Genomic DNA, 21,607 nt, shown 5'->3' on the forward strand with positions numbered 1-21,607 from the left:
AAGGAAAAAAATGCTCTTAGAACAACCACTGTTTTATTATGAAGTGATTAGAGAAAAATTTAAAAATAGCTACCTAGCCGAGGATAAGACGCAAACGATTATAGGCATTGATTGCGATTATATCGATGAAAAGGATATGGATTTTTATGGGCTTAGAAGTTATTTTGATACAAATCGTAATAAATCTTTAGCTCCATTTGCGGGACTCTTTGGTGTTTTTGCCTATGATGGTGTGAGATATTTTGAATATATCGGAGAAGAGAAAGCTAAAAAGTATGAATTTCCAAAATTTATCTATGCCGATGCTAAGGCCTATCTGCACTTTGATAAGATGAGTAAAATTTATACATTTTATGGAGATAAGAATAAATATTATGACTTTTTGCTTGATGCGAAAGTTGAATGTAAAAGCAAAGAGCAGAGTAAATTTAGTATAAAAACTGATCTTGGTAAAGAAAAGAAACACTTTGAGGATATGGTTGAATTAGCAAAAGAGTATATAAGAAGTGGCGATGTCTTTCAGGTGGTGCTTGGTGAGTTGCTTGAAATTTCAACGAATATGAGTAGTCTAGACTTTTATAAAAAGCTCTCACTTACAAACCCAAGTCCATATATGTTTCATTTTCCTACACCTTATGGCGATGTGGTTGGCTCTTCGCCAGAGCTTGTTTTTGAGATGAAAAGTGAGCAAATTTTTGTAGCTCCGATCGCAGGCACAAGACCTAGAGGAAGTGATGCAAATGCAGATGTGGCACTTGAAAATGAGCTATTAAGTGACGAAAAGGAGCTGGCTGAACATAAAATGCTAATCGATCTTGCCAGAAATGACATTGGCAGGGTTTCAGAACCAAAAAGTGTAGCTGTAAAAAATGCGATGCATATCCAAAAATATGAAAAAGTAATTCATATCGTAAGCGATGTCTATGGCAAGTGCGCCAAAGGGCTTGATCTTTTTGATGTCTTAGCTAGTATTTTCCCAGCTGGCACGCTAAGCGGAGCCCCAAAAATAAGAGCTATGCAGATAATCAATGAGCTTGAAATTTCTGAGCGAAATATCTATGGCGGCGGCATTGGATTTTTACATTTTAATGGCGATGCTCAGGTTGCTATTCTTATTCGATCAGCCATCTTTGTGTCAGGTGAAAATGGCTTTAGTAATGTATTTGTGGGGGCTGGAGCTGGTATAGTTTATGACTCAAAGAGCGAAAGAGAATACGCTGAAATTTGCCATAAGCGAGCAAGCGTGCTAAATGTATTTAAAAATAACGCAAAAGAGTTTTAGGCGTTAAACTTAATAAATTCATAAGAGCTTTTAGCGTAGCTAGTACCCATAGAATCGATTTGCTTTCTTACGGTAGCTGAAAGCTCTGCTTTTGTGATATTTTTGGCTAACACTTTTACAAAAGAAAATTCACTTCTTTCTTGTGCGCCAAATATCAGCACTCTTGTATCAACCTTTTGGCTTTGCCTTGTCTTATCAACAACTCTTGTTAGCTCTTCGTAGTTGAAGTCTTTTACATTTTCATCTATAAGAACGATTCCGTAAGTTTTGGTTTTTATCTTTGTTAATAGCTCATCAAAGCTATTTGTGGTTTCAAGTGTGTTGTAAAATTCTCCTAAAGCTGAGCTAAATATTTTATTTTCCATTGGCGATTTCTTAAATAAAATAATATTTTCGCTTTTTGCTAGATAGCTTTCGTCTATTGCAATCTCGCCAAAATTTGGCAAAAATTTTCTAAAAATTTGAGCCAGTTCGTCGCTACTTATTGGCGTTTTTATATAGGCATTGAAGTATTCTTTGACACTCTCTCCATCTATATTTGAAGTATTTGAAAGCATTAATATAATTGGAATTTTCGCATTTTGTATAGCTGCTTTTATAAGATCAAGATTTTTTTGAAGGCTATTTTTTTCAGCTTCGAAAAATTTTGAGCCAACAAAGATAAGGTCAAAATCGCCTTGCTTTATAGCTTGTTTTAGATCTTTTTTATTACAAACCCCAACAACTTCGCAGTTAAATTTACTAAAACCACTTGCTATTATATCTATGTAAATTTCATTAGTATCGCAGATTAAAATTTTTGGTTTATCGTTTAAATTTTTATTCATAATATCAGCTTCGCCTAAGCAAAGTAGCCTTGTGATGCTTAATGGAGTTAGCGGATCTTTTAAAATGAGCGGATTTTTAATATCTTGACCTTGCTTATTGGTGTTTCTTAAAAATATAGCATCATAATTTTTTGTAATAGATGGACTAGTGCTTGTTAGCATATCCACTTTGAGCCCAAGGTCTTTTGTGGTCTGCTCAAAAGCTTCGTTGTAAGCGACATTTACGTCTTGTAAGAATGCTAATTTATGATTGCATTTTATATCAAAGTCTTTATAATTCGATGTTGTTTTAAAAATGACTACAAATTTAAACTCATTGCCAATACTTGGAAACGAGTTAATCTCCAGCTTGCTTTCTAAATTTTTTAAATAAATTTGAGCTATTTTTAGATAAAACTCGCTCTCATCATTATTTAAGCTATTCTCATCATCTGAAAATATATCTGAAATTTGCTTTTCGCTCATGGCAGCTGAGCTATTTTTTATGCTAAAGCTTACAGAACAAAGCCCGCTTCTATCAAACTCTTTTTGAACTTTTTTGATAGCAATGATAATGTTTTGATGTCTTAAAGACATTGATAAAGATGCCAAAAAGATAGAGTTAAATGCGGTTTTTAATGAATTTAGATTTCCTTCTAGTTCATTTGTAAGGCTTGGATCAAGATAACTTATAAAATTTATCTTTTTGCTTTGCGAATAGACAATATTTGCTTGCAAAATTTCTTCAAAGCTTTTTTGAGGATCAAATATCTCAGTTTTATTGCACTCGCTATATTTTTTAACATTTGAGATATTTTTAGCATTGTTATAAAGCGAGGTCATGATATTTGCATTTTTTTCTATCGTGTCTATAAATACTTGCTTTTTGCTATTATTTGTTTCTATTTTTAAAGCCGCTATCGATGTAAAAATTTCTTTATTGATAGACTCTAGTTTCTTGCTCACTGATAAAATATATCTATCTTTTATCTGAAAAAAGTTGCTATCTTTTATATAGGTTTCTTTTAGATCTTCATAAGTTTTTATGAGTTTTGATATCGCATTATCCGCATTTGCCTCTTTTGATGATAGGATATAGTTTGATATGTATTTTGACTTATCGATAAGCACCTTTAAAAATTTCAACCTAGCAGAAATACCAAGCAAAGACAAAATGAGCAAGCCACAAAGCGAAAACTCAAAAAAGGTCTTTATGCCAAAGTTTATTTTCTCGCTCTTAGTAAGTTCTAGTAGCTCATTTTTTATGTTTATGGCACTATCTAATAAAAGTATAAATTTATCATCTTCATACTGTTTGATTAAGATAATATCTTCGATATTTAGCTTCTCAGAAAATGCGATCTTGGCTTTAACTTCTCTTATTTTTCTGGCTTGATAGTTGGCTTCAAACTGGTTAAAGTCTTTATAAATATTTTCTTTTAGCTCACTTTTTGGAAGCATATCAAGATTTGGCGTGTTGTCCTTTACGGAATATATATTTTCTCTCACATTATTGTTTATTGAAAATAAAGGGCCATCTATAAAGATATTTTTTACGTAGTATTTGGTGTTGTTTGCTAAAGAGAGTTGATTGTAAATTTTACTTAAAGTTGCGGCATAAGCTTTTATTATAAGCGGAAAGTCTCGGTCTAAATCTTGTTTAAAATCGCTATCTATTTCTCCATTTATATTTTGGAAAAATTCGTAAAATAGTTCATCAAATTTATCATTTTGGTTTAGATTTGCTAGCAATTCTTTTAATTTATTTACATTTCGTATCTCGATGCGATCGTCTTTTCTTATAGAATTTATAAATTTTTGTGTATTTTCTAAAGTGTTATCCCGCAACTTTTTTATATCTTCTTGGCTTTTGCCTATTAGCGTATTGTGCTCTTGTATTACGGATTTTATAGTTTGAAATACTAAGGATTGTTTATATAGTTTTTCATTTAGATCTTTTAGATCTGTGAATTTTTTATAGCTTTCATTTCCGCTATATGCGCAAAAGATCGCTGAAATTATTATTGGCGCTAACAATATATAAAATTTATTATTTTTCATGGATACTCTTTTTGCTATATTTTTTGACGATATTTTCTATCTCAATTAGTCTTTTGGTAAAAAGAGACATCTCTTTCATTTTTCCATTTTGATTGTTATCTAAAAAAGCGTTAAGCTCATTTGCAAGGTTATTAAGCTTTAAATTTAATGCAGCTTCTCTTATCTCATCTACGTATTTTTTGAGCATTATCTCGTCTTTTGCGATTATGGCTGATTGGATTTGGATAAGAATTTCTCTTGCGTTGTGCAAAAATATATTTAAATAGGATGTAAAATCTTTTTTACTTAAATTTAGTATTTTAAGCGATGTTTCAAACCAAGAATCATCGATAAGTGATTGTGTCTGTGTGTCAAAAAGATACCATGCGTTTAGTTTAAAAACGGGCAGTCTTAATGTAGGTTTTACTTTTACCGCTGCTATTAGATTTTGGTTGTTTATTATGTCTTGCTTCTCTAAAAGAACGATAAAAAATTTTTCACCATTTTTTAAAATAGCATTTTGTAATCTTGCTTCTAGTAAGATCGCACCACCATCTTTTCTTTTTAAATTTACTCTAGCGCTATTATCTTTCGTATTTTGTAAAAATTCCAAGAAGCTGTAGTTTGTACTTTCCTGGCTTGTTATGACTAGCTCACTTATATCTTTGTATTGCAACAAAAAATCATCTAAACTATCAAAACCCAATAGTTCAAGTGAATCTTGCGTTATCGCAGATATTTTTAAATTTTCATCATATATTATCACTTCAAATTTCCTTCTTTGAGCACTGTAAGCTTTTCTGCTACGCTTTTATTTGTTATTTTTGCCACTTCGTCTAAATTCGCTTCGCTGATTTTATCAAAACTTCCGTAAAAGCTGATTAATTTCGCGATACTTCCTTCAGATACGCCAGCTTGCTTTAGAATTGATCTTTGCATATCGTTTTTCTGCCTTGTTTTTCTATGAAAACTGATGACAAATCTATGGCTTTCATCACGCATTTTTTGGAAAAACTGAAGCTTTTTATTGCTCGTGCTTAGGCTAAAACTACCATTTTTTGTGTAAATTTTATCCTTTGCCTCGCCTTTTGCGCGGTGAGCTTTGGCATCGATCTTCTCTTTTGAAATGGCTATCACATCGACATTTGCACCACTACTTGCTAAAATTTCACAGGCTAAGTTTAAAAGCACTTCGCCTCCGTCAATAACCCAAAGATCAGGCGGACTAAGCTTATCAAATCTAAGTGCTCTAGCTGTTAGGCTCTCTTTCATCTGATCGTAGTCGTTTTTAGAGTTTAGATGCATGTGGCGGTAGTTTTGCTTCGCCCACTCGCCGTGTTCATAGCGCACCATCGCTCCGACACTTGCCTCACCAAAAAGGTGTGAGTTATCGTAAGCCTCGACCACGTAAGGCGTGTGAGCTAGGTCAAAGTACTCTTTTATCTCGTTTAGTAGCTCGTTATCATGTGTTTTTAGGTATTTTTCGATGCTAACTTCAGCGTTTTTTGTAGCGATCTCACAAATTTTACGCTTATCGCCTATTTTTGGGCAGGTGATACTAAATTTGCGTCCAAATCTCTCGTTTAAAATTTCCTCCACCAGCTTACTATCTTCAAAGCTCTCATGCACATAAATTTTGGTGCTAATTATCGGCTGTCCAGCTATGAAGCTTTTTAAAATGGCCTGCTTATAAGCCTCGTTTATCTCATCTTTTTGAGCATTTTTAGCCTGCGCGATGTCAGTTTTTACGCCAGTTATCTTGCCACTTTGCACGCTAAATCTCACTGCACAGATCATATCATGCACGCAAGCGACCGAGTAGGCCTCAAAGTCCTCAAGTTTAGCAAGATCAACTTCAACCTTTGTTTGCATATTTTTAAGCGTTTGCATCTTATCTCTAGTCGCGGCTGCTTGCTCGTAGTCTTCAGCTTTGGCGTAGTTTAGCATGAGCTCTTCAAGGCGAGCGATGAGTAAATTTGGATTTTGTAAGGCCGCGATAGCTTCGTTTACGATCTTAGCGTAGTTTTCTTTTGAAATTTTGCCTTCACACGGGGCATAGCAGCGTTTTAGCTGATAAAAAAGGCAGGCTTTTTTGCCTTTGATGCAGGATTTTTTCTGAACGAGGTTGAAATTTAGATAAAGTGCCTCAAGCAGCTCGCTAGCTCCACTAAAATATGGCCCGAAATAGCGGATATTTGAGCCTTTTACCACCTTTCTAGTGATCTCAAATCTTGGAAAATCATCATTTAAATTTATAAAAATATAAGGGTAGGTCTTGTCGTCACGAAGCAAGATGTTGTATTTTGGCTTAAGCTGTTTGATGAATGAATTTTCAAGTATCAGCGCGTCTGCTTCGCTTGGTGTGACAATGTATTCAAGATGTACAGCTTCACTTATCATCTTTGAAATTCTTGGACTTAGCTTTTCGGCTGGAGCTAGACTTGGGGTAAACTTAAAGTAGCTTTTGACCCTGTTTTTTAAAATTTTGGCCTTGCCGACATATAAAAGTCTATTTTGCGCGTCAAAATACTGGTATACGCCAGGCTCGTTTGGAAGCGTTCTTATCTCGTCTATTAGCATCTTGCCTGCTCATTTTTCTTGAGCAAAATTTCTCTTAGCTCTTCAAATTTTTGGTGTATTTGCTCGTCTTTTGCTAAATTTTTAAACTCGCCTTTACTAGCTGGTGCATAAAAGATGGTACTTTGCTCTTTTTGATTAAAAAATTTTAAAAATTTGCTCACGACAAATCTTATATTTTCTTCTTTTTTGTTTTTTGTATAGTTGATTTCGTTAAGAGGTTTTGGAGTAAGAATGCTGTTAAAAACGCTATTTTTATTAAAATTGCAAAAGGTTTTTAATAACCTTTTTATGTCATTTATACTACTATCACGCCTAAGCTCTAAAAGCCCAGTGGGATGAGTAAGAACAAAGGTCAAAACACCTTCTCTAACGTAGCAAAAAGCTATATAAAATCGTTTTGCTTTCCCCATAAGCTCTAAAAGCTGTTGGCACTCATTTGCCATGCTTAATTTTTCTTTATACAAAGGATTTTCGTGAATAGTATTTATCAAAAATTTAGCGTTTTTCATGGGCTTATCTTATCATTTTTTATTTTAATTTTTACTCTTTTTGCATTTAGTGGTTGTGGTTACAAGGATGATCCATTTTATGGAAATGCTCCCGTAAAAGAGAAGAAAACTGACAAGATAAATAAAATCTAGTAAATTTTCATATTTAAATAAAAATGTAATGTAAGCCTAATAATTTTAACTAACCTAATTTTTAGGCTCATTTAAGTAATATACCAAGATTTTTTATTCTACAAGGAGAGTATAATGAGGTTTTTTGGACTTCTAGGCTTGTTTTTCGCGATGGCTTTTGGTGCTGATGGAGAAACCGCAGCTATTGACTTAACTACTACATGGGCAGGAATTTTATCGCTTATAATTTTTGTTGTTGGATATTTTTTCATAGCAGCAGAAGAAAATTTCCATATCGACAAAGCAAAACCTGCTATCTTTATCGGTACGTTTATGTTTCTGCTTATCGGCGTTTATATGCTTATAAATGGCATGGATGTGCATTCGCTTGAACATGAGGTAAATCACCTGATTCTAGAGATCGCTCAGATCATATTTTTCCTGATGGTGGCGATGACATTTATCGAAGCACTTATCGAAAGAGACGTATTTAATGCACTTAAATATAATCTCGTATCAAAAGGCTATACTTATAGAAAGCTATTTTGGCTAACTGGTATTTTGGCATTTTTCATAAGCCCAGTAGCTGATAACCTAACAACAGCGCTTATTCTTTCAACCGTTCTTCTAACGATAGATAGAAATAATACAAATTTCCTAGTAGCCGGTGCGATAAACATCGTCGTAGCAGCAAACGCAGGTGGAGCATGGAGTCCATTTGGTGATATCACTACGCTTATGGCTTGGGCTGCTGGAAAAGCGCCGTTTGTCGATTTTTTCGCACTTTTTCCAGCATCTATCGCAGGTTGGTTTGTAACGGCATTTTTACTTTCTCGCGTGGTGCCAAGTACCGCACCGCATTTTGACGTAGCAAACGAGCCAAAAGTGGTTATGAAAAAGGGCGGTAAAGCGGTTATCTTTATAGGCGCATTTACTATCTTTTGTGCTGTTATGATGCATCAGCTTTTCCACTTGCCAGCGATGTGGGGCATGATGTTTGGCTTCTCGCTACTTAGTCTTTATACATACTATTTCAAAAAAGCTCACAAAAATGAAGAGCCAATGCATGTATTTCACTATATGTCAAAGATCGAAAACAACACACTATTTTTCTTCTTTGGAATTTTAGCTGCGGTTGGTGCTCTTCATTTTGCTGGATTTTTAAATTACGCTGTATCACTTTATGATAAATTTGGCTCAACTGCTGTAAATATTGGCGTTGGTTTCCTTTCAGCGATTGTTGATAACGTTCCAGTTATGTCAGCTGTTTTAAAAGCAAATCCAGCAATGGGAGCTGATGCAGGCGAGGCAATGAGTCAGTGGCTACTAGTGACACTAACTGCTGGTATCGGCGGTTCGATGATCAGCTTTGGCTCAGCAGCTGGTGTTGGAGTAATGGGTAAATTAAAAGGAATTTATACCTTTGGTGCACATATGAAATACGCTTGGATGGTGGTTCTAGGATATATCGTATCGATCATTGTTTGGTATGTGCAGTTTGAAATTTTTCATATCTATTTTTAAAAGGTTATAAATGAACAATACGATTATAGTTTTGGATTTTGGTTCGCAATACACTCAGCTACTAGCTAGAAGGCTAAGAGAAGAGGGCGTCTACACTGAAATTTTGCCATTTAATGCAAAGCTTAGTGAGATAAAGGCGAAAGAGCCAAAAGGTATCATTTTAAGTGGCGGTCCAGCTAGTGTTTATGCTAAAGATGCTTATTTTTGCGATAACGGCGTCTTTGAGCTAAATATCCCTATACTTGGCGTTTGCTACGGCATGCAACTGCTTGCTCACACGCATGGGGCTGAGGTTTTAGCGGCTGATCAAAAAGAGTATGGCAAGGCCGAGCTTAACGTTATTAAAGAGCATGAGCTATTTAAAGATACACCTTCAAAACAAATCGTATGGATGAGTCATAGTGACTATGTAAAAGACCTACCAGAAGGCTTTGAAGTGATCGCTGTTAGTGAAAATTCGCCTTATTGTGCTTTTGGCGATGATAAACGAAAATTTTATGCGATCCAGTTTCACGCAGAGGTGCAACACAGCGAGTATGGCACGCAAATTTTAAAGAATTTTGCTAAATATATCTGCGGTTGCGAGAGCACATGGAATATGGGAAGCTTCGCTAAAAATAAGATAGAAGAGATAAGAAAAATAGTAGGCACTCACAAGGTACTTTGTGCAGTTAGCGGTGGCGTGGATAGCTCTGTAACCGCGGCGCTTTTAGCAGCTGCTGTGCCTGAAAATTTGATCCTTGTCTTTGTTGATAACGGACTTCTTAGAACAAACGAAAAAGAGCAAGTTGAAGCTACATTTAGAACAAAGCTTGGTGTTGAGCTAGTTAGCATAGACGCGAGCGAGACCTTCCTTGGCCGCTTAGCTGGCGTCGTTGATCCTGAGAAAAAACGCAAGATCATAGGTGAGACATTTATAGAAATTTTTGAGCAAGAGGCTAAAAAGCATGGTGATGTGAAATTTTTAGCTCAAGGAACTCTTTATACTGACATTATCGAAAGCTCCGTAGTTGGCTCAAGCAAGACGATAAAGAGCCACCACAACGTTGGTGGTTTGCCTGATTGGATGACATTTGAGCTAATAGAGCCACTAAGAGAAATTTTTAAAGACGAGGTTAGAAAACTAGGTCTTGAGCTTGGACTAAGCCGTGATCTAGTATTCCGCCACCCTTTCCCAGGACCAGGCCTTGCTATCCGCATAATGGGTGAAGTAAATAAACCAAGCCTAGAACTACTTCGCAAAGCTGATGTGATCTTGCGAGATGAGCTAAAGAGCACTGGCTGGTACAACAAAACTTGGCAGGCGTTCTGCGTACTTTTAAACGTAAATTCTGTTGGTGTTATGGGGGATAACCGCACTTATGAAAACGCCGTGTGCGTGCGTGTGGTCGATGCGAGCGATGGCATGACGGCTAGCTTCTCACGCCTACCGTACGATCTGCTAGAAAACGTCTCTCGCCGCATCATAAACGAGGTAAACGGCATAAACCGTGTAGTTTACGATATCTCGAGCAAACCGCCTGCAACTATCGAGTGGGAGTAGAGTAACAAAAATATTTCTGCTGTAAAACCGTTGAAAATACAATATCACAACGGCTTACGGAAGCAAAAAGCTCCTTAGTGATACTATTTTGATACTAAAAGTAAGAAAAAGTAGGTTCCAAAGGGAGTTTTAAATTTAGATAAATTATTTAGAAAGCCTTCCATTATTTTGGTGGGAGGCTTTTGTGGAAACAGTGGTTAATAAATTTGAATAGGTTATAGTAATAAAAATCATTTGTATCTGAGCCCACTTTAACATACTAATAATGCAGGATATTCATTTATACCTTACCTAAACAAAAATTTAAATGCTATTAATAAATGCTTAAATTGTGATACATTGTATGGGATTTGTTTTGGTTTGAATATTTTGAAAGAAGCGTCAACATGAGACACAAAGATACAAGAAGAGAATGTGAAGAGTTATGGGCAAAAAATAAATATTTTGTACTAAGCAAATCGCAAAAAGCATATCTGGAGATAAGGGAGTACTTGAAGGAAAAAGAACTGGATGTTGTATGGCTAAATGAAAAAATACAGGAAACAAGAGATATGAAGGAGAGTAAAAAAGATTTTAGTAATGCCATTCTTCATATATGGGGATATTTCAGAAAAAATGCAAATACAATTGAAAAGCAGGTATTATTTGATATATTAAATGGATATATGGCAGGGGAGAATAGTCAGAAGGCTGTAATTGAATGCATTAACACTTTACTAAAGAAATACCCTAATGAATATTTAGAAAAATCAACCTTGTTAACAGGAGAAAAATATGAGACTATGGCATGAAAAACTTATCCACTTATTGCCTAAAAATCAGCTTCTTGGACAACACAGGGAATGTTGTGCTTTGAGGGGCAATGGATGGAAAAAGAAACATAAAACCGTAGATTATGTGTTTACATATTCCCCATATCATCTTTTTATTTACCATGTATTGGTTATGGAGGAGATGGAAAAAAGGGGATATAATGTTTCTGCGGAATGGAAAGATAAAAATTATAGAGGAAGGACAGCAGAAAAGTACGATAATCTTAAAGAAGAAATTATAAGCAGTCCAATTTACAAAGAGCACAATATCGAATATCTAGCTGATTGCATAGAGAATTTAAGAAACAAAGGTATACATTTAAAAGTATAGAAGTTGTGGAAGAGTAAATTGATATAAAAATAAAAGAAGTTGAAGATAAATTAGAAAAGCAAGCTGTGTCAAGAGAAATATTATATGACCTTTCAGAATGGTTTGGAATACTGGAAAGTACAGAATAATATATTCGTGATTCACAGAAAAGACTTTTCTCGCTTATCATATAAATGATGAGCTGGTTGGTTTTGTTGTATAAATGCAATCGGCAAAGATTGTACAGATATTTTTGTAATTGGCATAGAAAAGAAATTCCATCAAATGGGTATTGGATTAGTACTTAACGAAGCTTACAAAACTACGGCAAGGAAGCCGGGTTACGCATATTAAAAACAGAAACTAAAAAGATACTGTTATAGAACAAAAGAAACAAATATGATATGGTAATTATTGAGTGAGAGTAGACACAAAAATCCCTTTATGAAATTTTTTGTAAATGGAACTTCCTTATATACATTAGTTTTAATTAGGATATTTTTTCTCTTTTTATTAACATTGGTCAATGAAATTTAGCTCTTAACCTTTTATAATTTTGCAAAAAAAGGATATAAAATGAGTAAAATTTACAATCTAAACGCCGACACGAAAGTCGTCGCAAAAAGCGTTGTTAGCAAGAGAATTTTTGATTGCGAGAACGCTCATGTCGATGTATTTGCTTTTGATACTGGCGAGGAGCTAGATCATGAGATGCTGTTTTGCGACAGCCTCGCATGGGTTGTAGAAGGCGGTGCTAGCCTATACTACGGCGAAAAGCAGATGCATATAGGCAATGAGCAAGCTTGCCTGATAGAGAAAAAAGTGTGGCGCAAGCTAGTTTTTAACGAACCAACGAAATATATTTCAATTGATTTTAAGGAGGATTTAATGATAGATCATTTACCTAAGGCAGCTATTTTTAGCTTAGTTGATGCAGTCGAATACGAAAAAGGCAAAATCGTGAGCAAAACGCTCGTAAAGAACGAAAACGGCTCAATGTCATTGCTTAGTTTTGACACAGACCAAGAGCTCTCAACTCACGCAGCTCCAGGCGATGCACTACTTATCGCACTTGATGGTGAGATGAAGCTAACTATTGGTAATGAACATTTTGATATCAAAAAAGGCGATACCATCGTGCTTCCGGGCAAAATACCACATGGATTAAAGATAAAAGATAAATTTAAAATGCTCTTAATCGTCACTAAAGACAAAATGTAATACTAAGCCCTATTTCTAGGGCTTATTCTTTATAATAACAATAGTAAATTTATACTTAATAAAGCAAAAAGTAAAACCATAATATAATCGCTCCAAAAAAAAGAAAAACTATGAAAAAAGAAAATTCCAAGCTATTTTTGTTACTATTTTTAGGTGCTCTCTCTGCCTTTGGACCATTTGTTACAGATCTTTATTTGCCAGCACTTCCGGCTATTACTGAGTGGTTTAAAACAAGTGTCACAGCTACACAATTAACGATCACGACATCAATGGCGGGCTTAGCCATAGGTCAGCTAATAGTTGGCCCAATAAGTGATAAATTTGGCCGAAAACTGCCCCTTACCATCTCGCTCATCGTCTATACGATAAGTACGATTTTTATATTTTTTGCGCAAAATATCCAGTTTTTTATCTTTATGCGCATCATCCAAGGGCTAGCAAGTGCAGGCAGTTTGGTTATTTCAAGGGCTATCGTGAGTGATTTATATAAGGGTCATGAAATGACTAAATTTTTTAGTCTTATGATGGTCGTAAATGGCCTTGCTCCGATACTCTCGCCAATTGGTGGCAGCTTGCTACTTAAATTTACCGACTGGCGTGGTATCTTTATGGCACTTACTATCATTGGCATTTTGCTTTTTATTGCAAATTTTTATTTCAAAGAGAGCTTAAGTCAGTCAAATCGCTTAAAAATGCCTTTGCTAGTGACTTATAGTGTTTTTGGCAAAATTTTAAGAAAGAAAAAATTTATGCTTTTTGTAAGCATTCAGACATTTGCGATGGGTGCGATGTTTGCTTATATAGCGTCATCTTCGTTTATCTTTCAAGAATTTTATTCTCTAAGTCCAGTAAGTTATAGCTTTTGTTTTGCTTCAAATGGTTTAGGGCTTGTTATAGGAGCAAGGCTTGCTAGTCTTTTAAATGAGCGAAAAGCACTAAAAACTGGGCTTTTTGGCACCTTGTTTGCTAGCATTTTTATTGCTTTCATGCTTTGTTTTAAATTTGAAGTGATCGGCGTTATCATCGCATTTTTCTTATTGCTTCTTTTTACAGGATTTGTCTTGCCAACTGCTTCATCGCTAGCCATGAATGAAGGCAGAGAATACGCAGGCTCAGCCTCAGCGATACTTGGATTTTGTCCATTTTTCTTAGGCGGCGTCGTCTCTCCGCTAGTTGGGCTTGGCGATATATTTTATTCAACTTCTATTGTTATTTTAGCCTGCACATTACTTGCTTTGATGTCTTTTTTAAGGTTAAAAAGAGTTGCGTAAAATTTATCTTATTTCAAATACAAAAACGACTAATGAGAGCGTTATAAATTTAAGTGTTAGCAAGATCGAGTTTTTAAAATTTGAATTAAATTTAAGCGACTATGATGTGCTGGTAGCCACTTCTAAAAATGCTTTTAATGCATTAAAATTTAATGGCATTTCGCCTATAAATTTGCCAGTCTTTGCCATTGCAAATAGTTGTGCGTCGGCCGCAAGAGAGTTTGGATTTAGCGAAATTTATACCGGAAAGAATGCTCACGGAGATGACTTCGCAAGAGAAATTTTGCCACTTTTAAAAGGTAAAAAGGTTATTTATCTAAAAGGTAAAGATAGTGCTTCAAATTTCTTAGAAATTTTACAAAAGGGTGGCGTAAATATAAAGGCGATCGTTGCCTATGAAAATATTTTAAATCCTTGCAAAATGGAGCTAAAACCGCCAAAAAATAGTATCTTGATCTTCGCTTCTCCACTAAATGTCAAAAATTTTCTTAATAATTTTGGTTGGGATGAGAGCTATCAAGCGATAAGCATTGGAAAGGTCACTGCAAAAGAGCTAAAATTTACCGAGCCAATAGTGAGCCAAAGTCAAGATATAAACGCCTGTATCGCGCTTGCCAAAACATTACTTTAAGCAAAGAATTTATATAATTTTATTGCCTGAGTGAAGCGAGTCAGCATTTTACGGGGTCCAACACTTTTTTGTTAGCGAAAAGGTATGGATGCCTTGTGATGTGGCTTCGTTTGAGTCTGAAAAGGCGAGAAGTTGCAACCGTTTGGTATCCATCTATTTGCAAGATTGGCTTTGTTTATGGGCCACTCTTCTATGCGACGCCCACTCGGGTTTTTAAATTTACGGAGATGAAATGAATATTCTCATAATAGGAAGTGGCGGCCGCGAATACGCCATTGCTCTAAAACTAAAAAACGAAAAAAATATAAATTTATACTTTGCGCCAGGAAATGGTGCGACCTCACGCCTTGGCGAGAATTTAAATATAAAAGACTTTTATGAGCTTGCAAAATTTGCTAAACAAAATGATATTGCTCTAACTATCGTAGGCCCTGAAGCACCGCTTAGTGAAGGGGTAGTGGATATCTTTAAAAAAGAGTGCTTGCTCATCTTTGGACCAAGCAAAGCAGCTGCTAGACTCGAAGCTAGCAAGGCCTACATGAAGGACTTTTTAGCTAGAAATAACATAAAAACCGCAAGATATTTAAACACAGATGATAAAGAAAAAGCATTTAAATTTATTGATACCCTAAGCGCGCCGATGGTCGTAAAGGCCGATGGCCTTTGCGCTGGCAAGGGCGTTATAATCGCAAATTCTAAAGAGGAGGCCAAAGAGGCAGTTAGTGACATGCTAAGTGGAGCTAGCTTTGGTGAGGCTGGTAAATTTGTTGTCGTTGAAGAGTTTTTAGACGGCTTTGAGCTAAGTTTTTTTGCTATTTGCGACGGCGAAAATTTTGTAAGCTTGCCAGTGGCACAAGACCACAAACGCCTGCTTGATAACGACGAAGGTCCAAATACTGGCGGTATGGGCGCTTATGCTCCAAGTCCGCTTGCTTCAAAAGAGCTGATAAAAAGGGTCGAAGAAGAGGTTGTAAAGCCAACTTTAAAAGGGATGAAAAACGAGGGTAGTCCGTTTTGTGGAGTACTTTTTGTAGGGCTAATGATCGTGAAAAATGAGCCTTATGTACTTGAGTTTAACGTAAGATTTGGCGATCCTGAGTGCGAGGTATTGATGCCATTAATTGACGGAAATCTAAGCGAAATTTTACTAAATGCTGCAAAGGGCGAGCTAAAGCCTATTAGTTTAAAAGATGAATTTGCAGTTGGCGTTGTGATGGCTAGTAAGGACTATCCGTATAAAAGTAGTCCAAAAGCTAAAATTTCAGTTTTAAATGATGTAAAAGATGCTCACATTGCTTATGCTGGTGTTAGCGAGCAAGGCGGAGAAATTTATGCAGATGGTGGCAGAGTATTAGTCTGCGTAGCCACTGCGAAGAGTATAAAAGAGGCACGTGATAGAGCTTATGAGCTTTGCGAAAATGTAAAATTTGACGGAGCACATTATAGAAAAGATATTGCCTGGCAGGCATTAAAATGAGTATGCAGATAGTTGAAAAACTTGAAAAAGAAGAAATTTCGCTAGCGCCATTTTCAAAAAGAGTGCTAGCTTACTCAATTGATGAATGTATTGTTTCTTTTTTGTTTTTGATCATTTACTGGGATGCCTTTTTGTCGGTTATGAGCTATGATGAAGCCAGAAATTTGACTTTAAATTTCTTTTGGCAAATAGTCGCACTAAAGATTATTTATCATGCATTTTTTGTTTGGTATTATGGCGCGAGTCTTGGACAAATGCTAACAAAGACGATGTGCATTAATGTAGAAATTTTAGACAGACCAAATTTTATTTTAAGCTTAGTAAGAGCGATTTTTAGGTTGGTTAGTGAAGCTTGTTTTTATCTTGGTTTTGCATGGGCATTTGCAAATCCAGCTAGGCAGACTTGGCAAGACAAAATAGCAAAAACAGTGGTGATAAATGCGTAAAATTTTATTTTTAGTTCCGGTATGTATTTTAAGTCTAAGTGCAGCTGTGCAAGATGTGCAGCTTTTGGCCGATGATGTAAAGCAAGATAAAGGCATCGTCACGGCCAATAAAAACGTCGTTGTATATTCACAAGATTATCTTGTAACAGCTGATTGTGCAGTTTATGATCAAAATAATTCGGTTATAGAGCTCTTTGGAAATGTCAACATGATGAAGGGTAAGAGTGAAGTCTCTCGCTCAAACTATGCAAAGCTAAATTTAAAAAATAATGACACTGCTTTTGAATCGCTTTTTATGATGAATAAAGACATGGAAGTATGGATGAGAAGCGATGAGAGCAGCTCTGACAGCGAGTACTATAGAGTAAAAAAAGCGATGGTTTCAAGCTGTAATGTCCAAGATCCTGACTGGAGTATTACCTCAAGCTCAGCTATGCTAAATAAACAAAGCAAATTTTTACATCTTTTTAATCCAGTCTTTCGTATAGCCAATGTACCAGTTTTTTACTTGCCATATTTTGGTTTTTCAACAGATACTACAAGAAGAACAGGCCTTTTACCGCCTGAGCTTGGATACGGAAAATCTGAAGGTTTTTATTACAAGCAGCCGATTTATTTTGCACCTTATAATGAGTGGGACTTCGAGCTTGATCCGCAGATAAGAACAAACAGAGGTGCTGGAATTTATGGTGCGTTTAGATTTACTGAGTCACCTGATTCAAGGGGCGAAATCAGCTTTGGCTCATTTACTGATAAAAACAGCTACCAAGCTAAGCAAAAAGGAGAGACTTCAAATAAGGCTGAACTAAAGAATAAAACACATAAAGGTATCGGACTAAAATACGAAAGAGATAAGCTTATAAGATACCTTAGTGAAGCAGATTTACAAGAGGGAATTTGGATAGACGCAACGAAGCTAAATGATATAGATTATTTAAATTTAAAGGGCAGGGATGATGATTATGATTCGCTTGTAACTTCTAAATTTAACTACTTCATCGCAAATGACGATCATTATTTTGGTACTTATGCAAAATACTACATAGATACTGAAAAGATTGGCTCAAAAAATGAGAACAAAGACACGCTTCAAGAGCTTCCATCGCTTCAGTATCATAAATTTACAGATGATATTGTCTTGCCAAATATCTTATATTCACTTGATCTTCAGTCACATAGATATGATAGAAAAATAGGTGTTAGAGCGACTCAGTATGAATTTACACTTCCAGCTTCAGTGCATGTGCCACTGCTTGATGATAGCTTAACGTTTTCATTTTACGAGTACCTATACGCTTCAAGAATAAATTACGAGAATAAGATAAATTCATTTGATGATAAAAGAGAAGATAAACATACAAATTTTGTAAATAATTATCACAAATTTGCCCTTCACACTGACCTTGCAAAAGCGTATGAAAGCTTTTATCACACTCTAAATTTTGGAGCTGAATACCTACTACCAGGCTATAGAAAAGGAAATTTAGATGATGAGTTTATCTATGATAAAAATCTAAATGAATATGAAAATTTCTTGACTCAAGAGCAGAGTAAGGAAGAAATTTCTGGTTATCTGACTCAGTATTTCTTTAACTCTAATGGTAGAAAGATTATAAAGCATAGTATTTCTCAAGGATATTACACAAAAGAAGATGAATATTCGAATTTAAAAAATGCTATCTATCTATATCCATTTGAAAATTTAAGCCTTTATAATAAGCTTGAGTATTCGCACAAGAGCAAAGAGCTTAAAAAGATACAAAGCGGACTTTCATACACAAATGATTTATTTTGGCTAAATATGCTTCACACTATGAAGAAAAATGATAGCAAAATAAAAAATAGTGCAACAAAAGATAGCTATTTTACAAGTGGTCTTGGAGTAAAATTACCTCATCAATACAGCCTTATTGGCAGCTGGCAATATGATGTCGAGCGAAGTTACACAAAAAGCTGGAGAGTTGGCGTGCTTCATCAAAGAAAATGCTGGAATTACGGGATAATTTATCAACAAGATGTCGAGCCAACAACAACAATAGATGGCTCCGCATCAACTAGAAAAAATGGTATTTATTTCACGATAAATTTCTATCCAATGGGCGGTTTGCACTATGACTTTTCGCAAAGCAGTACAAAATCGAGTGCTAACTAAATGATAACGGCTAAATTTAAGGATCAATTAGAAGCAGCTAGCAAGCTAATTGAAATTTTGCCAAAAAAAGAGCTCGTAGATAAAAAGACGATAGTTGTTTGTATGTCGCTTGAGTCAGTTATACTCACAGATGCAGTTTGTAGAAGTTTAAATTTAAGCTACGAGATGCTCTTTAGCGAGCCAATACCTGCCCCAAATAATAGCGAATGCGACGTTGCAATAGTTAGCGAGACAGAAGATATAGTATTAAATGATAAACTTATAAAAGCTTTTAATATAAGCTATGACTACATTTACGGTGAAGCACATAGAAAATATGAAGAGAAAATTTTAAAAAACGTTTATAAATACCGAAAAGGAAATTTGATAGGAGAGCTAAAAGATAAAAATATTTTACTAATCGATGAGGGGTGCGAGACTGGTATGACGGCACTCATTTGTATAAAGACGTTGCTTGATGTGAAGGTAAAATCCATATCATACGCAACACCAGTGATTGCTACTGATGTCTTTACAAATTTAAATGATATGGTTGATGAAATTTACACGATAAACAAGATCGTTGATTTTATCGATGTGGATTCGTATTACGAGAAAAAGATCGAAGCTACGAGTGAGCGCATCATGTCAATATTAGAAGAGAGCCCTTATTATTTGCCGTTACAAAAACAACAAGGAGATAAAAATAATGCAATATAGTATAGAAGTCAATAATCAGGTTGAAATTTTTGACCTTAATAAAGTAGCAAAACAAGCTAGCGGAGCGGTACTTTTAAGGGTAAAAAATACCGTAGTTTTAGCAACTGTTGCAAGAGAGGACACACAAGTTGAGGAGGATTTTTTACCTCTAACGGTGCAGTACATCGAAAAAGCTTACGCTGCTGGAAAAATTCCTGGTGGTTACGTTAAGCGCGAGACAAAGCCAGGCGACTTTGAAACGCTAACAGCTCGTATCATCGATAGATCTCTTAGACCACTCTTTCCAAAAGGTTACGCATATCCAACTCAAATAGTGGTAATGGTGCTTTCAGCTGATCCTGAGGTTGATTTGCAAGTTGTTGGACTAAATGCAGCATCAGTTGCTCTTTATCTTAGTGATATCCCGGTAAATCGCCCAGTTTGTGGCGTGAGAGTTGGTTATATAGATGAAAAATTTGTGATCAACCCAAGCAACTCTGAACTAAAACAAAGCGCGATCGATCTATACGTAGCTGGAACAAAAGATGAGCTTTTGATGATCGAGATGAGAAGCTTACCTCAGCAAACTACGCAGCTTATCCCAATGGTTGCGATTGAGCCAATGATAGATCCGAGCTTAAGTGATAGCATGGCTCAAAAACAGCTGATGAATGAATTTAGCGAAGATATGATGGTTGAGGCGATTGATTTTGCTGGCAAGGCGATACTAAGAGCTAGCAGTGCTTACGAAGAAGCTTTCAAAGAGCATAAAAAAGAGGATGCTGCGCTTGAGTTAAAACCTGAAATAGAAAATGAAAATATCGCTATTTATATCGATAAATTTTATAAAGCTGAAGTCAAAAATGCGATCAACCAAATGGCAAAAAGCGAGCGAGCGAGCGAACTTAGTAAGATCGCGAAACAAATTTCAAGCGATGAGGTCGCTCAAAAAGAGGGCTGGGACGAGGCTGTCATCACAAATGTCCTTGGCAAATATAAAAAGAAAATCGTAAGAGAGCAGATCATAAACGATGGCGTTAGAGCTGATGGGCGTGGTCTTGAAGAGGTTAGACCTATTAGTATCGAGACAAACGTGCTTCCAAATGCACATGGCTCATGCCTCTTTACAAGAGGACAGACTCAAGCTCTAGTTGTAGCTACCCTTGGTACAGATAACGACGCTCAGATGTATGATGTTTTAACTGAAAAAGTGCCTTTTGTAGAGAAATTTATGTTTAACTACAATTTCCCAGGCTTTAGCGTGGGTGAGGCAAGCCCACTAAAAGCCCCTGGCAGACGCGAACTAGGACATGGGAATTTAGCCAAACGTGCCCTTGCTCCAAGTATCGATCTAGCTTCTCCATATACGATAAGGGTCGTTTCAGAAATTTTAGAAAGCAATGGCTCAAGCTCGATGGCTAGTGTTTGTGGTGGCTCACTCGCACTTAGAGCTGCTGGCGTAAATACTTTAAAACTTGTCGCAGGTGTCGCTATGGGTCTTATATTTGAAGGCGATAAGCATGCAGTGCTAACAGATATCATGGGACTTGAAGATCATGACGGCGACATGGACTTTAAAGTAGCAGGCACAAGTGATGGCATCACGGCACTTCAGATGGATATTAAACTTGGTGGTATTAGTCTTGAGGTGCTAAAAGAGGCACTTTATCAAGCAAAACGTGGTAGAGAGCATATCTTATCTTTGATGACAGAAGCGGATAAAAATATAGAAATAAATGAAGATGTGCTTCCAAAGCTTGAACTATTTAGCGTCGATCCAAGCAAGATCGTAGACATTATCGGACAAGCTGGCAAGACTATAAAAGAGATTATTGAGAAATTTGAAGTCTCAATCGATCTTGATAGAGAAAAAGGCGAGGTAAAAATCGCAGGTGGAGCAAAGAAAAATGTTGATGCTGCAAAAGACTACATCATCTCTATCACTTCAAAAGATAATGGACGTTCATTTGGCAAAAAGCCATTTAAACACGACAAAGAGCGTTCAAAACCAAATTTTAATATCGGTGATGAGTTTTTAGGAACCGTAAAGAGTGTGGTTGATTTTGGTGTATTTATCGAGCTAAAAGATGGCATTGATGGCTTGCTTCATATCTCAAAGATAAAAACTCCATTAAATGTAGGCGATCAGGTCAAAGTGTGTGTGAGCGAGCAAAAAGGAAATAAAATTTCGCTCTCTTTGGTTGAATAAATTTT

18 protein-coding genes are annotated in these 21,607 nt (G+C 35.9%); 14 read left to right on the plus strand and 4 right to left on the minus strand.

Annotation, left to right across the window (positions count from 1 at the left end; genetic code table 11):
• Positions 1 to 10 precede the first annotated feature (10 nt).
• Positions 11 to 1,282 (plus strand): anthranilate synthase component I family protein, encoded by a 1,272-nt coding sequence (locus tag A3854_RS09265; RefSeq protein ID WP_084042234.1) that lies wholly within the window; start codon positions 11 to 13, stop codon positions 1,280 to 1,282.
• Here the strand turns inward: A3854_RS09265 and A3854_RS09270 are convergent.
• The 4 genes from A3854_RS09270 to A3854_RS09285 are packed head-to-tail and all read right to left on the minus strand — an operon-like array spanning position 1,279 to position 7,151.
• Positions 1,279 to 4,149: a response regulator gene (locus A3854_RS09270; protein WP_084042235.1), complete on the minus strand. Its 2,871-nt coding sequence runs from the start codon at positions 4,147 to 4,149 to the stop codon at positions 1,279 to 1,281. The two genes, A3854_RS09265 and A3854_RS09270, sit on opposite strands and share 4 nt — an antisense overlap.
• Positions 4,139 to 4,894: a hypothetical protein gene (locus A3854_RS09275; protein WP_084042236.1), complete on the minus strand. Its 756-nt coding sequence runs from the start codon at positions 4,892 to 4,894 to the stop codon at positions 4,139 to 4,141. The genes A3854_RS09270 and A3854_RS09275 overlap by 11 nt, the downstream gene beginning before the upstream one ends.
• The gene (gene uvrC / locus A3854_RS09280; protein WP_084042237.1) at positions 4,891 to 6,708 is read right to left on the minus strand and encodes an excinuclease ABC subunit UvrC; all 1,818 of its coding nucleotides are present in this window, start codon (positions 6,706 to 6,708) and stop codon (positions 4,891 to 4,893) included. The genes A3854_RS09275 and uvrC overlap by 4 nt, the downstream gene beginning before the upstream one ends.
• Positions 6,702 to 7,151, minus strand: a complete 450-nt coding sequence (locus tag A3854_RS09285; RefSeq protein ID WP_084042264.1) for a hypothetical protein — start codon at positions 7,149 to 7,151, stop codon at positions 6,702 to 6,704. Before A3854_RS09285 ends, uvrC begins: the two co-directional genes overlap by 7 nt.
• Before the next feature lie 30 nt (positions 7,152 to 7,181).
• Here A3854_RS09285 and A3854_RS09675 point away from each other — a divergent pair, with 30 nt between their 5' ends.
• The 13 genes from A3854_RS09675 to A3854_RS09350 all read left to right on the plus strand — a co-directional run bounded on the left by A3854_RS09675 (position 7,182) and on the right by A3854_RS09350 (position 21,602).
• Positions 7,182 to 7,349, plus strand: a complete 168-nt coding sequence (locus A3854_RS09675) for a hypothetical protein (RefSeq protein WP_167496277.1) — start codon at positions 7,182 to 7,184, stop codon at positions 7,347 to 7,349.
• Positions 7,350 to 7,463: 114 nt separating this feature from the next.
• Positions 7,464 to 8,852, plus strand: coding sequence for a sodium:proton antiporter NhaD (gene nhaD, locus A3854_RS09290; protein ID WP_084042238.1), 1,389 nt, complete (start codon positions 7,464 to 7,466; stop codon positions 8,850 to 8,852).
• A 10-nt stretch (positions 8,853 to 8,862) separates the two neighbouring features.
• Complete coding sequence (guaA, locus tag A3854_RS09295; protein ID WP_084042239.1) at positions 8,863 to 10,395, plus strand: glutamine-hydrolyzing GMP synthase; 1,533 nt, start codon at positions 8,863 to 8,865, stop codon at positions 10,393 to 10,395.
• A 386-nt stretch (positions 10,396 to 10,781) separates the two neighbouring features.
• A complete protein-coding gene (locus tag A3854_RS09300) occupies positions 10,782 to 11,186 on the plus strand; it encodes a YbgA family protein (protein WP_084042240.1) in 405 nt (134 codons plus the stop codon).
• Positions 11,170 to 11,538 carry a TIGR02328 family protein gene (locus A3854_RS09305; protein ID WP_084042241.1) on the plus strand — a complete coding sequence of 123 codons (369 nt, stop codon included), beginning with the start codon at positions 11,170 to 11,172 and terminating at the stop codon, positions 11,536 to 11,538. Before A3854_RS09300 ends, A3854_RS09305 begins: the two co-directional genes overlap by 17 nt.
• A gap of 555 nt (positions 11,539 to 12,093) precedes the next feature.
• Positions 12,094 to 12,738, plus strand: coding sequence for a cupin domain-containing protein (locus A3854_RS09315; protein WP_084042242.1), 645 nt, complete (start codon positions 12,094 to 12,096; stop codon positions 12,736 to 12,738).
• Between the two features lie 110 nt (positions 12,739 to 12,848).
• Positions 12,849 to 14,009 carry a multidrug effflux MFS transporter gene (locus A3854_RS09320; RefSeq protein ID WP_084042243.1) on the plus strand — a complete coding sequence of 387 codons (1,161 nt, stop codon included), beginning with the start codon at positions 12,849 to 12,851 and terminating at the stop codon, positions 14,007 to 14,009.
• A complete protein-coding gene (locus A3854_RS09325; protein ID WP_084042244.1) occupies positions 14,002 to 14,640 on the plus strand; it encodes a uroporphyrinogen-III synthase in 639 nt (212 codons plus the stop codon). The genes A3854_RS09320 and A3854_RS09325 overlap by 8 nt, the downstream gene beginning before the upstream one ends.
• A 232-nt stretch (positions 14,641 to 14,872) precedes the next feature.
• Positions 14,873 to 16,117, plus strand: coding sequence for a phosphoribosylamine--glycine ligase (purD, locus tag A3854_RS09330; protein WP_084042245.1), 1,245 nt, complete (start codon positions 14,873 to 14,875; stop codon positions 16,115 to 16,117).
• A complete protein-coding gene (locus A3854_RS09335) occupies positions 16,114 to 16,563 on the plus strand; it encodes an RDD family protein (protein ID WP_084042246.1) in 450 nt (149 codons plus the stop codon). Before purD ends, A3854_RS09335 begins: the two co-directional genes overlap by 4 nt.
• Positions 16,556 to 18,715, plus strand: coding sequence for an LPS-assembly protein LptD (locus A3854_RS09340; RefSeq protein ID WP_084042247.1), 2,160 nt, complete (start codon positions 16,556 to 16,558; stop codon positions 18,713 to 18,715). The genes A3854_RS09335 and A3854_RS09340 overlap by 8 nt, the downstream gene beginning before the upstream one ends.
• Positions 18,716 to 19,414 (plus strand): hypothetical protein, encoded by a 699-nt coding sequence (locus tag A3854_RS09345; protein WP_021091548.1) that lies wholly within the window; start codon positions 18,716 to 18,718, stop codon positions 19,412 to 19,414.
• The gene (locus A3854_RS09350; RefSeq protein ID WP_084042248.1) at positions 19,404 to 21,602 is read left to right on the plus strand and encodes a polyribonucleotide nucleotidyltransferase; all 2,199 of its coding nucleotides are present in this window, start codon (positions 19,404 to 19,406) and stop codon (positions 21,600 to 21,602) included. The genes A3854_RS09345 and A3854_RS09350 overlap by 11 nt, the downstream gene beginning before the upstream one ends.
• Positions 21,603 to 21,607 lie beyond the last annotated feature (5 nt).

Source organism: Campylobacter concisus (genome assembly GCF_002092845.1).
GTDB lineage: Bacteria > Campylobacterota > Campylobacteria > Campylobacterales > Campylobacteraceae > Campylobacter_A > Campylobacter_A concisus_AQ.

Bases quoted from the DNA above. Each gene is read 5' to 3' on its own strand.
- A3854_RS09265 (WP_084042234.1), top strand. From the start codon at position 11: ATGCTCTTAGAACAACCACTGTTTTATTATGAAGTGATTAGAGAAAAA.
- A3854_RS09270 (WP_084042235.1), bottom strand. From the start codon at position 4,149: ATGAAAAATAATAAATTTTATATATTGTTAGCGCCAATAATAATTTCA.
- uvrC (WP_084042237.1), bottom strand. From the start codon at position 6,708: ATGCTAATAGACGAGATAAGAACGCTTCCAAACGAGCCTGGCGTATAC.
- A3854_RS09285 (WP_084042264.1), bottom strand. From the start codon at position 7,151: ATGGCAAATGAGTGCCAACAGCTTTTAGAGCTTATGGGGAAAGCAAAA.
- nhaD (WP_084042238.1), top strand. From the start codon at position 7,464: ATGAGGTTTTTTGGACTTCTAGGCTTGTTTTTCGCGATGGCTTTTGGT.
- guaA (WP_084042239.1), top strand. From the start codon at position 8,863: ATGAACAATACGATTATAGTTTTGGATTTTGGTTCGCAATACACTCAG.
- A3854_RS09300 (WP_084042240.1), top strand. From the start codon at position 10,782: ATGAGACACAAAGATACAAGAAGAGAATGTGAAGAGTTATGGGCAAAA.
- A3854_RS09305 (WP_084042241.1), top strand. From the start codon at position 11,170: ATGAGACTATGGCATGAAAAACTTATCCACTTATTGCCTAAAAATCAG.
- A3854_RS09315 (WP_084042242.1), top strand. From the start codon at position 12,094: ATGAGTAAAATTTACAATCTAAACGCCGACACGAAAGTCGTCGCAAAA.
- A3854_RS09320 (WP_084042243.1), top strand. From the start codon at position 12,849: ATGAAAAAAGAAAATTCCAAGCTATTTTTGTTACTATTTTTAGGTGCT.
- purD (WP_084042245.1), top strand. From the start codon at position 14,873: ATGAATATTCTCATAATAGGAAGTGGCGGCCGCGAATACGCCATTGCT.
- A3854_RS09335 (WP_084042246.1), top strand. From the start codon at position 16,114: ATGAGTATGCAGATAGTTGAAAAACTTGAAAAAGAAGAAATTTCGCTA.
- A3854_RS09340 (WP_084042247.1), top strand. From the start codon at position 16,556: ATGCGTAAAATTTTATTTTTAGTTCCGGTATGTATTTTAAGTCTAAGT.
- A3854_RS09345 (WP_021091548.1), top strand. From the start codon at position 18,716: ATGATAACGGCTAAATTTAAGGATCAATTAGAAGCAGCTAGCAAGCTA.
- A3854_RS09350 (WP_084042248.1), top strand. From the start codon at position 19,404: ATGCAATATAGTATAGAAGTCAATAATCAGGTTGAAATTTTTGACCTT.